The following is a 13,618-nucleotide window of genomic DNA, read 5'->3' as shown; positions in this document are numbered from 1 at the left end:
AGGCAGGCCGAGCTTGGAGATCTTGGCGGAATCGACCACCGATTGCAGCCATTCCTTGGTCTTGACGCCCTTGGCGACCTCGGCATCGTCGACGATGGAGTTGCGGAACGGAACGCCGCCGCCGGCCTGCAGCAGGCGCGCGCCTTGTCCCTTCGAAACCACCCATTGGCAGAGCAGATAGGCGGCTTCCTTGTTCTTGCTGGCGGCTGCGATGCCGACGCCGTCGCCATAGGTCGATGAGAAACTGCCCTTGGGGCCGGCGGGCACCAGCGTGTAGCCGACCTTGCCGACGACGCGTGAGGCGGCGGGATCTTCCAGCGGCGGCGCCCAGCCGTCGGCGTCGATCCACATCGCAGATCTGCCTTGGGTGAAGGACGCCATCGACTCCATCCAGTTGAAGCCGGCGACGCCGGGCGGCGCGCATTTGGTCAGCAGCCGCTGATAGAGTTTTGTCGCTTCGACGGCCTCGGGGCCATCGGTCAGGATATTGCCCTTCGCATCGAGGAATTCGCCGCCGTAGTTCAGATAGAAGTTGGTCCACATCGCCATGTTGGCGTTGCGCAGGCCGCGGCCGACGAAGCCGTAGATGCCTTCCTTGGGATCGGTGAGCTTCTCGGCGGCGACCGCCATCTCCTCCAGCGTCTTCGGGACCCCGACGCCCTTCTTCTGGAACAACTCCTTGTTGTAGTAGAGGATGAAATAGTCGACCGACCACGGCAGCGACAGCATCTGGCCCTTGTCGTTGCGTGCATATTGCAGGCCGGCTGCGGAGAAATCGCTCTCGACGAGGTCCGGCAGCGTCAGGCTCGGATCCCTAAGATAGCCCGACATGTCGGCGAGCCAGCCGGCCTTCTCGAATTGCCGCTTCTGCACGTGATAGCTGAGGTGAACGACGTCGAAGCTCGGCTTGCCCGACGACAGTTCGATCACGCATTTCTGGCGCTGCTGCTGCTCGGGGACCTGCTCCGATTCGACCTTGATGCCGGTGAGCTCGGTGAATTCCTTGATGTATTTTTGCAGATTGTCGCCGCGCGGTCCCTTGGCGAGGCTGACTTCGAGCGTGGTGCCGGAATATTTCTTCCAGTTGACCTCGGCGCGGGCCGGAAAACCGGTCAATCCAACCGCCCCTGCGGCGGCCGTGCCCGCCAGCATCTGCCGGCGCGAGATCAGGTGATGCGACATGTTTCTCTCCCAGGGACTGCTTCTTGTTTGGCAGGGATACTAGAGCATGATCCGGAAAAGTGAACACCGGTTTTCCGGACGGACCGTGCATCGACCAATGCACCAACAGCATTGATGCGATCAAAAATCGCATCGATGCTTGAGCGCTTCTGCGCGTCGTCTTGCGCAACATGCGCGGCGCCGCATGATGCAGCGCCGCGTATCCTCTTAAACCCGTCATCCCCGCGCAAAGGCGAAGCCTTTGCGCGGGGATGACGGGAAACAGTTAGGCCTTGACGAAGGCGAGCAGGGTGCCGTTCGCAGCAGCCGGCGGCACGGTGATGCCGCCGCCGTGCTTCACGCCGGTCGCGCCGAGCGCCTTCTCGGTGGCGGCAAGGTCGGCCGCGATCACGAGGCCGGCGCCGCCGCGCTCGGACAGGCCGTCCAGCGACACGCCGGGATAGCGCTTGCCGAGCTGATCCCTGGTCAGGAACACGAAGTCGGCGCGATCGCCGCCGGACGGCACCGCAACCGCACCGTCGGGATCGTGCCTCGCGGCGATATCGATCATCTTGGACAGATGCGCGGCATCGGCCGCGGGTTCGGGCGAGACGATCAGCACCTGCTTGAGGCGTTTTGCCCCATTGGCGTGCGTCATCAGTTCGGGAATCCACACCGTCTCGCGGGTCTTGTGCTGGCAAGCGAAGATGCGGACGCCGCCCGGCGCCTCGGCGGTCGGCCACTGGAAGGTGCGGAATTTCGCCGCGGAGACGGTGCCATCAGGCAAGCTCACAGGGCGTTCGAAATCGGTCGGCCCGATCGGCGCATAGCCGCGTGCGCGGATCTCCTCGGCACCGGCGGTGGAATCCACCGCGGTGAACGCGATCCGTTCGATGCCTTCGCCGCGCTTCTCCAGGAAGGCGCGCGCCGGAGCATTGTGTTCCGTCGGCGTCAGCACGCCGAGCAATTCCATGTAATCAGGGTCGAACATGATGGTGTAGTTGCCCGACCCCATATGCGCGCTGTGGGTGCCGCGCGGCGACACGGTGAAGCCGAGCCGCTTGTAATTCTCGGCCGCCTTGTCGAGGTCTTTCACCATGACTACGGCGTGATCGATTCCGATGACGTTCTTGAGTGCCACTTGTTGTCTTCCCGGCTGAAATAGGAGAGTAGAGTGAAGCTAACCAGAATGACCGGGCGCCCGCAAGAAAGGATCATGATGACCAGCAATGCCGTGCGCTGGCCCAATTCGCTCTGGGCAGCTGTGACGCCGTCAGGGCCCGATTGCCCCGAATTGACCGGCGCGCAGCAGGCCGACGTCGTCATCATCGGCGGCGGCTTCACGGGGCTGTCGACCGCGCTGCATCTGCGCGAGGCCAATGTCGACGTCGCGATCGTCGAGGCCGCAGAGCCGGGCTGGGGCGCCTCGGGCCGCAACAACGGCCAGGTGATCCCGACGCTGTCGCGCCCCGATCCCGATGACATCATCAAGAGGCACGGCGCGGCCGGCGAACGCTTCGTCGCGATGCTGCGCGACAGCGCGGCAATGCTGTTCGACGTCGTCAGACGCTACAACATCGAGGCCGAGCAGGAACAGGCCGGCTGGGTGCAGCCGGTGCATTCGCCCGGGCGGATCAAGATCGCCGAACGACGGGTGCAGCAATGGTCGAGATTCGGCGCGCCGGTCGAATTGCTGTCGCGCGACCAGACCCGGGACATGCTCGGTTCGGATGCGTGGTTCGGCGGCTTCTGGAACAGGACCGGCGGCCACGTCAATCCGCTGGCGCTGGCGCGGGGCCTTGCGCGCACCGTGCTCGGGCTCGGTGCGCGGATCTACGCCCGTTCGCCTGCGCTCGCTTTCGAGCGCCGCGGCGAGCGCTGGGTGGTGAAGACCGAGAAGGGCGAAATCTCCGGCCGCGCGCTGGTCGTCGCCACCAATGCCTATAGCGGCGAGTTTGCGAAATCGCTGGTGCCTGAAATCGCGACCGAGGTGATGCCGGTGCTGTCGTGGCAGATGGCGACCCAGCCGCTGTCGGACAATGTCCGCAAGACCATCATCCCCGGCCGGCAGGCGATGTCGGATACCCATGGCGAGCTCTATTTCGCACGCTACGACGCCCGCAATCGCCTCGTCACCGGCGGCGCCGTGCTCGGCCCCGGTGACAAGACCGAGCGGCTGAAGGCGCGGGTGACCGAGCGGTTGCAGCGCCTGTGGCCGCAGATCGGTGACGTCTCGTTCGACTATGTCTGGAACGGGTATGTCGGGATGACCGCGGATTTCCTGCCGCGCATGCATCGCCTCGGACCGAACGCCTATGGCTGGACCGGCTGCAACGGCCGCGCCGTCGCGCTGACCATCCCGCTCGGCCGCGAATTGGCGCGGGCGGTACAGGGCGTGCCGGAAAGCGAGCTGGCGCTGCCGTTCACCGAGCCGATGCAGTACATGGCGCACGGCTTGTTGCGCAAGCTCGCGCCCTGGATGCTGGTGCTGTACCGGCAGCGCGATGCGCAGGAGCTGGTCAAGGGCGATCGCTTCGAGTTGCTGCGCTGGGCGGAGCATTTGCTCGCCTCGCGCCGGTCCAGGTGAGCGCGGACCAACGTTGCGCTTCGAAGAATGGGAGCCCAAACCGGTCCGGTGGAGCGCCGCGATCACGAGGATTCCGCCGTTGGCGGATAGTGTTGTGGAAACCCCGACGCGACGCAGGCGTTATTGCCACATACCGAGTCCTGGGAGGTGGGCATGGCGAGGAAGCGCATTGGTATTCTCACGGGCGGCGGTGACGTCCCCGGCCTCAACGCGGTGATCAAGAGCGTGACATATCGCGGCAGCGAGGACGACATCGAGGTTGTCGGTCTCCGCCGCGGCTGGGAGGCCCTCACACACCTGAACCTCGACGACCCGGCGAGCAAATCCCATTACGTCATCCCGCTGAACCGCGAAAATACGCGCGTCATCGACCGGCGCGGCGGCACCGTGCTGCACTCGAGCCGCACCAATCCCTCCAAAATGAAGAAATTGCCCGATCATCTCGCGGGCCGCGACTTTCCGGTTTCCCGGAGCACCAAGGGCGGCATCGCAACCACGACGTACGATCTCACCAGCCAGGTGCTAGCGAACCTCGCGGGGCTCGGCATCGAGCATCTGATCGCCATCGGCGGCGACGATACTCTCAGCTATGCGGATAAGCTCAACGGGCTCGGCGTCAAGATCATTGCCATCCCGAAGACGATGGACAACGACGTTCGCAACACCGAATACTGCATCGGCTTCTCGACCGCGATCACTCGTGCCAGCGATGCCATCCAGCGCCAGCGCACCACCGTCGGTTCGCACGAGCGAATCGGCATTTTCCGCATCTTTGGTCGCGATGCCGGCTTTACGGCACTCTATACCGCATACGCGACCTCGATCCGATGCGCCATACCGGAGTACAAGGTCAATCTCGACAAGCTGATCCAGCTTCTAGTCGATGACAAGCACGGCAACCCAAGCAACTACGCGCTGATCGTGCTCAGCGAGGGCGCCGAGTGGGAGGGCTACAAGGTACAGGAATTCGGCGAGCCTGACGCCTACGGTCACCGCAGGAAGGCGAGCGTGGCGGAAGCGTTCGCGGACGAGATCAAGCGGCGCACCGGCGAGGAGACGATCGTCTCTGACCTCACCTACGACCTGCGGTCAGGCGATCCGGACTTCATCGACAAGCTTGTAGCGCTGACGTTCGGCAACATGGCCTACGATGCAATCCTGGAAGGCAAAACCGGCCTCATGTCGGCGCTGGTCGAGGGCCGCTACGACCTCGTGCCGATCCCCGACGCCAAGCTCGGGCCGCGCAAACTGGACGTCGCAAGTGCGTACAACACGGAGCGCTATCGTCCTCTCTATTCCAACAAGCGGGGCTTGCCGATCTTTCTCAACCGCACTTTCTAGCGCGGAAGGTGGTAACCCCATCGAGCATGGCCGGCTATTCCGAATGCATGGTTGGCGCGCATCGACACAAGCCGCAAGCGCGGCCATAATTCCGATGGATCCTACAAGGGAACCTATCGCACCACACAACGTTCTTTTCGCGAATGAGCAGCGCCGTTGCCCCCGGCGTAGCAAGCGCCGAGGGTAAGGCGCTGAGCTGCGGTCGGAGGGATGCTCATGAGACTCACCATTTCGGTCATCAAGGCTGACATTGGCTCCGTTGGGGGCCATACGAAGCCATCTACACGCATGATGGCGGCTGTCGAAGGGGAGGTCGCGAAAGCGATCGACAATGGTCTCCTGATCGACGGTTTCGTCCGCCACACTGGCGACGACATCGCGATCATCATGACGCACACACGGGGCGAGGGGAGTTCCGAGATCCATCAATTCGCCTGGAAGACGTTTCTTGCAGCCACTGCGGTTGCAAAAACCTCCGGGCTCTACGGCGCCGGCCAGGATCTTCTCGTCGACGCCCCTTCCGGAAACGTTCGCGGCGCCGGCCCGGCCGTCGCCGAGCTCAGCTTCGACCACAGCCTCTCGGGCGCGAGACCCGCGGAGTCCTTCATGGTGTTTGCCGCCGACAAGTGCGGCCCCGGCGCCTACAACCTGCCGCTCTATCTGGCTTTTGCCGATCCCATGTATTGCGCCGGGCTGATGCTGCCCCCGATGATCAAGGGCTTCCGTTTCCATATCATCGACATGGATAACACGGCAGGCGACAGCGTGATCGAACTCGACGCGCCGGCGGACGGCTACCACATTGCCGCGCTGCTTCGCGACAACGAGCGCTTCGGCATTGACCGCATCGTCTCGAAAACCTATGGCGAGGTCGCCGTCGCCGTTTCGGCCCAGCGCCTTCACTCCATCGCAGGCAAGTACACCGGCAAGGATGATCCGGTCGCGGTCGTCAGGAACCAGGGCATTTTCGCGGCGCCCGAAGAAATCATCTCGCCCTTCGCCAAGGCGCACTTCGTCGGCGGCGACGCGCGCGGCTCGCATGTGATGCCGCTCATGCCGGTGCCGCTCAACACCCCGGTGACGGGGATGTACTGCCTGCCGATCGTCTCTTGCGTCGGCTTCTCGATCGACCGGGACGGGAAGTTCTCGGAGTCCTATACCGATTTCTTTGACAACCTTGCGTGGGACGAGGTCCGCCAGCGCGCCCAGCGCAAGGCGATCGAGATGCGCAGCCAGGGCTGGTCCGGTGCCGCCATGCTACCCTATTCCGAGCTGGAATATGGCGGCTTCCGCGACACGGTATCCGGATTGCTGAAGCGCTTCCGGCTGCGCGAGGAGCCCAAGCCACAAGCGGCGGAGTAGGGCCGCGCGTGCCGGCTACACGGTCGCGGTATCGTGCTCGCGCGCGAACGCGCCGCCGGGGATCGCTGACAGCAGCGCCTGCGTATAGGGGTGCTGGGGCTTACCGAACACCTCGGCGGTCAGCCCTTGCTCGACCACGGCGCCATCTTTCATGACCGCGACGAGATCGCAGATCTGCGCGGCGACGCGCAGATCGTGGGTGATGAAGATGATGGAGAGGCCGAGCTGCTGGCGCAGCCCGGCGAGCAGCTTTAGCACCTGCGCCTGCACCGACACGTCGAGCGCCGAGACCGGCTCGTCGGCGACCAGCACGTCGGGCTTCAGCGCCAGTGCTCGCGCAAGCCCGATGCGCTGTCGCTGGCCGCCGGAGAATTCGTGCGGGTAGCGGTCGCCGGCGGACGGGTCGAGCCCGACCAGCTCGAACAGCTTTCGCGCCTCCGCGATCGCGGTGGCGCGGTCGGTGCCGTGCACGATCGGTCCCTGCGCCACCAGCTCGGCCGCCTTGCGGCGTGGGTTGAGCGAGGCGAACGGATCCTGGAACACCATCTGGATGTGGCGGGTCTCTCGCCTGATCTCGTCGCGGTCGAGTTTTGCCCAGTCCTTGCCGTCGAGCACGATCGATCCGGTGTCGGGATCGATCAGCCGGACGATGCAGCGCGCCAGCGTCGATTTGCCCGAACCGGATTCGCCGACGATGCCGAGCGTCGCGCCGCGCGGCAGGCGCAGCGAGACGTTCTTCACCGCTTCCGTGATCCGCGCGCCGCGGCCGAGGAAGCCGCCGGTGCGGTAGGTTTTTGAAACCCCCTCGATGGTCAGGATATCCTTGCCGGACAGGATGCGCGGTGGCGGCGCCGTCAGCGGCGGCACGGCTGATATCAGCTGCTTGGTGTAGGCGTGCTGCGGATCGTTCAGTACCTTGTCGGCTGTGCCTTGCTCGACGATTGCACCGTGCTGCATCACCACGACGCGGTCGGCGATCTCGGCGACCACGCCGAAATCATGGGTGATGAACAGCACCGCGGTCTTCTTGCGCTGCTGCAGATCGCGGATCAGCTTCAGGATCTGCGCCTGCGTCGTGACGTCGAGCGCGGTGGTCGGCTCGTCGGCGATCAGGAGCTTCGGGTCGAGCGCGAGCGCCATCGCGATCATGGCGCGCTGGCGCTGGCCACCGGAGAGTTCGTGCGGATAGGCCTTTGCGGCTGCCGTGGGATCGGGGATGCGCACGTCCTCGAGCAGCGCCTCGACCCGCGCATTGATCTCGGTCTTGGACAGGCCGGTGTGGATCGCAAACATCTCGCCGATCTGGTCGCCGATGGTGCGCAGCGGGTTGAGCGCCGTCATCGGCTCCTGGAAGATCATCGCGATCCCGGCGCCGCGCACATCGCGCATCTCGGCGCTATCTGCGGCGCAGAGATCGCGGCCGTCGAACATCATCCGGCCTCGTTCGATGGTAACCTCGTGCGGCAGCAGCCGCATGATGGCGTTCGCCATCATCGACTTGCCGGAGCCGGATTCGCCGACCACGCAGAGGATCTTATTCGACGCGACAGACAGGGAAACGTCGGACAGCGCATGCGGCCGGTCGGCGCCCTTGGGGAGGCGCACCGTCAGGCCGTCGAGCGAAAGGACCATCTCGCTCATCGGCTCTTCAGCCTTGGATTGAGCGCGTCGTTCAGCCCCTGGCCGACCAGCGACACCGCGAGCACGGTGACGAGGATCGCGATGCCGGGGATCGCCGAGACGTACCACTGCACCCGGAGCACGTCGCGGCCGAGCCCGATCAGATTACCCCAGGAGGCGACGTTGGGATCGGACAGCCTTAAGAAAGCGAGCGCGCTTTCCAAGAGGATCGCGACCGCCATCACCACGCTGGCATAGACGATCACGGGTGGCAGTGCGTTGGGCAGGATCTCGCCGAGGATCAGCTGGACGTCCTTCATGCCGAGGGTCTTGCCGGCCTGGACGAATTCGCGGTTGCGCAGCGACAGGAATTCGGCGCGGGTCAACCGTGCCGGCGCCGGCCACGACACCACGCCAACCGCGATGGTCACCGTGGTCAGCGTCGAGCCGAACACCGCGACCAGCACCAGCAGCAGCACGAAGTTCGGCAAGGTCTGGAACGCCTCGGTGATCCGCATCAGCACGTTGTCGACCCAGCCGCCGTAATAGCCGGCGAAGGCGCCGACCAGGATGCCGATCAGGATTGCGATCATCGTGGCGACCCCGCCGATCAGGAGCGAAATCCGCGCGCCGTAGAAGATCTGCGCGGCGATGTCGCGTCCGGAATTATCTGTCCCGAGCAAAAAGCGTGGGTTGGAGAACGGCCAGACCAGCGGCCGGCCTGCCAAGGCAAGCGGATCGCGCGGATAGAGGAAACCCGCGCTGACAGCCATCGCGATCACCAGCAGCAGCAGGATCAGGCCGATCACCGCGGCCGGGCTGCGGAAATAGCGTTTCGCCGCGTCCATCGTCAGCCCTCCGCCGCGATGCGCGGGTCGAGCCGCGCGTAGAGCAGGTCGACGACGAAGTTCACCGATATGACAAGCAGCGCCGAGACGAAGACGATGCCGAGCAGCGTATTGAGGTCGCGCTGCACCACGGATTCATAGGCGAGGCGGCCGAGGCCGGGCAGCGAGAACACGCTCTCGACCACGACCGAGCCGCCGAGCATGGTGCCGGCCTGCAATCCGATCAGTGTCACCATCGGCAGCAGCGCGTTGCGCAGCACGTGGCGGGTGATGACATGGGTTTCGTCCAGCCCCTTGGCGCGGGCGGTGCGGACGAAATCGAGGTTCAAGACCTCCAGCATCGAGGCACGCATGATGCGCAGGTAAATCGCAAGGAAGATCAGCCCGAGCGTCAGCGTCGGCAGCACGAGATGGGCTGCGATATCGAGCACGCGCCAGATCCCGGTCTGGACGGTGCCGATGTCCTCGAAACCGCCCGGCGGCAGCCATTGCAGATAGACCGAGAACACCACGATCGCCATCAGCCCGAACCAGAACGAGGGCGTGGCGTAAAAGATCAGGCCGAGGGTGGAGATCATCGTGTCCGGCCAACGGTTAACGCCGCGCGCGGCGATCACGCCGAACACGAGGCCGAAGAAGAACGCAAACGACAGCGACGCCGTCATCAGCAGGATGGTCGGCGGCAGCCGTTCCAGGATCACGTTCGCCACTGGCTTGCCGTAGATCGAGGAGAAGCCGAGGTCGAGCCGCACCAAATGCCACAGATAGTTGCCGAGCTGCGCCGGAACCGAGAGGTCGAGCCCGTAGAACTTGCGCAGCGCCTCGGCGGTCGCGGCATCGCCGCCGCCCATCTGCGCCATCAGCGCATCGACGGTGTCGCCCGGCGCGAGCTGTAACAGCAGGAACACGCCGATCAGGATCAGGAACAAGGTCGGAATCGAGGCGGCAAGCCGCCGCCCCGCAAGGCTCAGGATACGCATGCTTTATCTATAGCGTGTTCAGACGACGTGGACACTGGCCTCTCTCTTACCTCGCCCCGCTTGCGGGGAGAGGTCGGACTGCGAAGCAGTCCGGGTGAGGGGGTACAGGTCTATCGATGGATCAATATCGCGGAGAGGGCCCCTCACCCCAGCCCTCTCCCCGTGAAGAACGGGGAGAGGGAGAAGGGAAAGCGGGTCTTACGCCGAAAGCCAAAGATCGTGCCAGCTCGCCGAGCCCCAGCGCGGGGTGTTGGAGTGGTTGCGCGCCTTGGCGGTGATCACCGTGACGAAGATCTGCTCGATCGGCATCCAGACCGGCAGCTCGGTGTTCACCTCCTTGACGAAATCGGCATAGAGCGCCTTGCGCTTGGCCGGATCGACTTCGGTTGCGGCATCGTCGATGGTCTTGTCGACGGTCTTGTCCTCCCAGCCCCACTGATTGGTCCACGGCGCGCCCTTGGGTTGGCCGGAGCGGTACCACACCGTGGTCGAGACCGCGGGGTCGTTGCGATACTGGTGCCAGCCGGTGGCGAGATCGAAGGCGTGGTCGTCATAGACCTGCTTGAGGAAGCCGCCGCCGTCGTTGCGCACGATGTCGACCTGGATGCCGACTTCGCTCAGCGACTGCTGGATGAAGGTCGACCACAGCGAGATGTCCTCGCCCCACGGTGCCGGCAGCAGCTTCAGCGAGAAGCGGTTGCCGCCGGAGGCCTTGAACCCGGCCTCGTCGAGCTGCGCGATGGCCTTGGCCTTGTCGTAAGGATATTGCGGGGTGTTCGGCCCGGGATAGAAGTCGGTCGAGGTCGACGGGATCGGCCCGGTGCCGAGCTTGGCAAAATCGCCCAGGAAATTGTCGATGAAGAACGGCACGTTGATCGCGTGTGCGATGGCGCGGCGGACGCGGATGTCGGCCAGTTCCTTGCGCCGGAAGTTGAACTCGATGGTGTTGGTGCGGGCGTTGCCTTCATTGCCCTTGGTCGAGACGACGAAGCGCTTGTCCTTGCCGAGCCGCGCCATGTCCGAGATCGTCAGGCCGGAGAACGGGCTGTAGTGCAGTTCGCCGGCCTCCATCTGGGCGGCTGCGGCGGCGCGGTCGGTGATCACCTTCCAGACGATGCGGTCGAGATAGGGCGCGTTCGGCCGCCAGTAATCCGGGTTGCGGTCAGCGATGATGTACTGCCCACGCTCATATTTGACGAATTTGAACGGACCGGTGCCGACCGGCGCCAGATTGGTTGGGTTCTGCCTGATGTCGCCGCTCTCATAGAGGTGTTTGGCGGAGACGTAGCCGAGGTCGGGCAGGGCGCGCAGCAGCAGGTTCAGCGGCATCGGCCGCTCGTAGCGGAAGATCGCGGTCTGCGGATCGGGCGTATCGACTGACGTGAGGAATAGCTGCAGCGTCGATCCGTAGTTGAGGATCTTCTTCCACATGTTCATCGCGGTGAAGGCGACGTCCTCCGAGGTGAACGGCTTGCCGTCATGCCAGGTGATGCCCTTGCGCAGCTTGAAGGTGACGGTCTTGCCGTCCGGCGTCGCCTCCCAGCTCTCGGCGAGCACGCCGACCGGCTGACCGCTGGCGTCGAGGTCGACGAGATTTTCCTGGATCTTGCCGCCGATGATGTAGACCCCGGTCGAGGCCTGGATGCTGGGGTTGAGCTGGCGCTGCTCGGCGCCGTAATGGACGTTGAACACGCCGCCCTTGCGCGGGGTCTCCTGCGCGAAGGCCCGCATCGGATTGATGACATTGGCGGCAATTGCGGCCGAGGTCAGAAGGGCGGTGCGGCGGTTGATCTCGAGGCGGCTCAAATCCATACGCGGGTCTCCGGAACGTAACTAAAGGCTTGCATCGGGCGGCCGGCCGATCGGTCGTGGCCGCCTTGCACCGATGTTACCTTGGAAAGGGAACCCGAGTCGAACCCGGCTCATTTCCTAATGCCGCGGCCTTTTGGAGGATCCTTTCCGAAACCTGAAGTGGCGCACCGCGGCGCTTCGCCACCCGAATTGTGCGCGGCATTGTCGCACCGCGGCGGCGCGAGATGCGCAAGGTGATTCTCTTCAGGGGGCGTTTCGGGAGCCCCGAAGCCGCGCAAACGCTGTAATTTTAGGGGTCGGAAGCGACTTGACTGGAAAAAACACTGGAAAAAATCCTGATTCGGGCGCTGTCCACAGCGATATTCGTGTGGTGAGTGCAGAAAACACTGTTTTTCTCGGCGTTTTCCGCCATATCGTGCCCACTCCAGAATCAATGGAGCAACCATGGCTACCCAACTGTCGAAGTCGCAAGTGATCGAGAAGATCGCGACCACCACCGAACTCTCCAAGCGCGACGTCAAGAACGTTTTGGACTCGCTCGTCGATGTCGGCCACAAGGAGCTGAAGAAGGCCGGGGTGTTCCTCGTCCCCGGCTTCGCGAAGTTCGTTGTCGTCAAGAAGCCTGCGACCAAGGCGCGCAAGGGCACCAACCCCTTCACCGGCGAAGAGATGATGTTCAAGGCCAAGCCGGCCCGGAAGATCGTCCGCGCACGGCCGGTCAAGGCCGCCAAGGACGCGGTTTAAGATGAAAGGCCTCCGGTGACGGAGGCCTTTTGCTTTTGAGCCGTTAGCCAGCCGCAGTAGGTTGCCTGCCCGCGAGAGTGTTCGAGCGAAATGGACACCGGCTCGCATGTGGAAACGCGCCAAAGCAAGCATCCGGAGCTCCGGTCCTGGTCAAGCCAGGACCGGAGTTCTAGACCACCGGAATTCTAGACCACCGGCGATCGGCCACCATCGACATTGATGGCGGTGCCGGTGATGTAGGAGCCTTGCTCCGAGGCCAGGAAGCAGGCGAGGTTGGCGAACTCCTCCGCCGTGCCGATGCGGCCGAGCGGCGTGCCCTTGGCAAGGCCCTTGGCGAACTCCCCGAAATCCGTGTTCGGCGCCTGGGCAGCGTGTCGCTTGACCCATTGATCGCTCATGATCAGGCCGACCAAGAGCGCATTCACCAGGATATTGTGCTCGCCGCCTTCATTGGCCATGACCTTGGTCAGCGCCATGCCGGCGGCACGCGACACCGATGTGGGCGCGGAATTGCCGGCCGGGGCCTTCGCAAAGGTGTTGAGCACGTTGATGATGCGGCCCCATTTGCGCTGCTTCATGCCCGGCCAAACCAGCCGGCTGAAGCGGATCGCGGCAAACAGCTTGAGGTCGAGGTCCTCCTGCCAGTCCTCATCGCTGATGCTCTCGAAGGCGAGCGTGCGCGCTGTGCCGGCATTGTTGACCAGCACGTCGATCTTGCCCAAGTCGGCGACGATCTGGTCGTGGGCCTTGCTGATGTCGGCGGCCTTCGCGACGTCGCAGACGTAGTCGCGTACCGCAAGTCCGTCCTTGGCGAGCGCCTCGCGCGCCGCTGCGAGGTCGGCTGCGCCGCGGGCGAGGATCGCGACCTTGGCGCCGGATTCCGCAAACCGCCGCGCCACCGCGATCCCGATACCTTTGCTGCCGCCGGTGACCACCGCCACGCGGTCCTTCATCGATAGGTTCATTGTTGTTCTCCGATGGATCAAGGTCCCGGAGAGAACGCTATCAAACCGACAGCGCGACCAACAAGGTCATGCAGAGCAGGTGTGCCGTGACGATCATCGCGAGATGGAGCGGGCCGGACATCGGATGTCTCCATTGTGGTGCGGTGCGAGGTGAGCACCGCCGTCAAGCTCCCTCACCCTGAAAGGGGGAGGGTGGGG

The 13,618-nt window shown here is 64.3% G+C and carries 11 protein-coding genes; 4 read left to right on the top strand and 7 right to left on the bottom strand.

Going from position 1 to position 13,618, the window contains the following annotated elements:
- On the bottom strand, nucleotides 1-1,182 hold a 1,182-nt coding region (locus FNJ47_RS37930), incomplete at its 3' end, for an ABC transporter substrate-binding protein (protein WP_163160957.1).
- Between the two features lie 265 nt (nucleotides 1,183-1,447).
- Complete coding sequence (locus tag FNJ47_RS37925; protein WP_163160956.1) at nucleotides 1,448-2,302, bottom strand: VOC family protein; 855 nt, start codon at nucleotides 2,300-2,302, stop codon at nucleotides 1,448-1,450.
- 78 nt (nucleotides 2,303-2,380) lie between these two features.
- Between FNJ47_RS37925 and FNJ47_RS37920 the strand changes: the two genes are divergently transcribed.
- The 3 genes from FNJ47_RS37920 to FNJ47_RS37910 all read left to right on the top strand — a co-directional run bounded on the left by FNJ47_RS37920 (nucleotide 2,381) and on the right by FNJ47_RS37910 (nucleotide 6,451).
- Nucleotides 2,381-3,748 (top strand): NAD(P)/FAD-dependent oxidoreductase, encoded by a 1,368-nt coding sequence (locus tag FNJ47_RS37920; RefSeq protein WP_163160958.1) that lies wholly within the window; start codon nucleotides 2,381-2,383, stop codon nucleotides 3,746-3,748.
- Nucleotides 3,749-3,901: 153 nt separating this feature from the next.
- Nucleotides 3,902-5,089 (top strand): 6-phosphofructokinase, encoded by a 1,188-nt coding sequence (locus FNJ47_RS37915; RefSeq protein ID WP_163160955.1) that lies wholly within the window; start codon nucleotides 3,902-3,904, stop codon nucleotides 5,087-5,089.
- Between the two features lie 216 nt (nucleotides 5,090-5,305).
- Entirely contained in the window at nucleotides 5,306-6,451 is a 1,146-nt protein-coding gene (locus FNJ47_RS37910; protein WP_163160954.1) for a fructose-1,6-bisphosphatase, read from the top strand.
- Between the two features lie 15 nt (nucleotides 6,452-6,466).
- Here FNJ47_RS37910 and FNJ47_RS37905 read toward each other — a convergent pair whose 3' ends face one another.
- From FNJ47_RS37905 to FNJ47_RS37890, 4 genes are all read right to left on the bottom strand, one after another.
- Nucleotides 6,467-8,092, bottom strand: a complete 1,626-nt coding sequence (locus FNJ47_RS37905) for an ABC transporter ATP-binding protein (RefSeq protein ID WP_163160953.1) — start codon at nucleotides 8,090-8,092, stop codon at nucleotides 6,467-6,469.
- On the bottom strand, nucleotides 8,089-8,919 hold the full coding sequence (locus FNJ47_RS37900) for an ABC transporter permease (RefSeq protein WP_163160952.1): 831 nt from the start codon (nucleotides 8,917-8,919) through the stop codon (nucleotides 8,089-8,091). The genes FNJ47_RS37905 and FNJ47_RS37900 overlap by 4 nt, the downstream gene beginning before the upstream one ends.
- Nucleotides 8,920-8,921: 2 nt before the next feature.
- On the bottom strand, nucleotides 8,922-9,899 hold the full coding sequence (locus tag FNJ47_RS37895) for an ABC transporter permease (protein WP_163160951.1): 978 nt from the start codon (nucleotides 9,897-9,899) through the stop codon (nucleotides 8,922-8,924).
- A 198-nt stretch (nucleotides 9,900-10,097) separates the two neighbouring features.
- The gene (locus FNJ47_RS37890; protein ID WP_163160950.1) at nucleotides 10,098-11,711 is read right to left on the bottom strand and encodes an ABC transporter substrate-binding protein; all 1,614 of its coding nucleotides are present in this window, start codon (nucleotides 11,709-11,711) and stop codon (nucleotides 10,098-10,100) included.
- Nucleotides 11,712-12,155: 444 nt separating this feature from the next.
- Between FNJ47_RS37890 and FNJ47_RS37885 the strand changes: the two genes are divergently transcribed.
- Nucleotides 12,156-12,455: an HU family DNA-binding protein gene (locus FNJ47_RS37885; protein ID WP_021077434.1), complete on the top strand. Its 300-nt coding sequence runs from the start codon at nucleotides 12,156-12,158 to the stop codon at nucleotides 12,453-12,455.
- A gap of 185 nt (nucleotides 12,456-12,640) precedes the next feature.
- Here FNJ47_RS37885 and FNJ47_RS37880 read toward each other — a convergent pair whose 3' ends face one another.
- Nucleotides 12,641-13,420, bottom strand: a complete 780-nt coding sequence (locus FNJ47_RS37880; RefSeq protein WP_163160949.1) for an SDR family oxidoreductase — start codon at nucleotides 13,418-13,420, stop codon at nucleotides 12,641-12,643.
- Nucleotides 13,421-13,618 lie beyond the last annotated feature (198 nt).

Origin of the sequence: Bradyrhizobium uaiense, assembly GCF_010811875.1 — a bacterium.
In the GTDB taxonomy this organism is placed as follows: domain Bacteria; phylum Pseudomonadota; class Alphaproteobacteria; order Rhizobiales; family Xanthobacteraceae; genus Bradyrhizobium; species Bradyrhizobium uaiense.
Note: the sequence above shows the minus strand (reverse complement) of the source record. Positions and strands in the feature narration are given on the sequence as shown.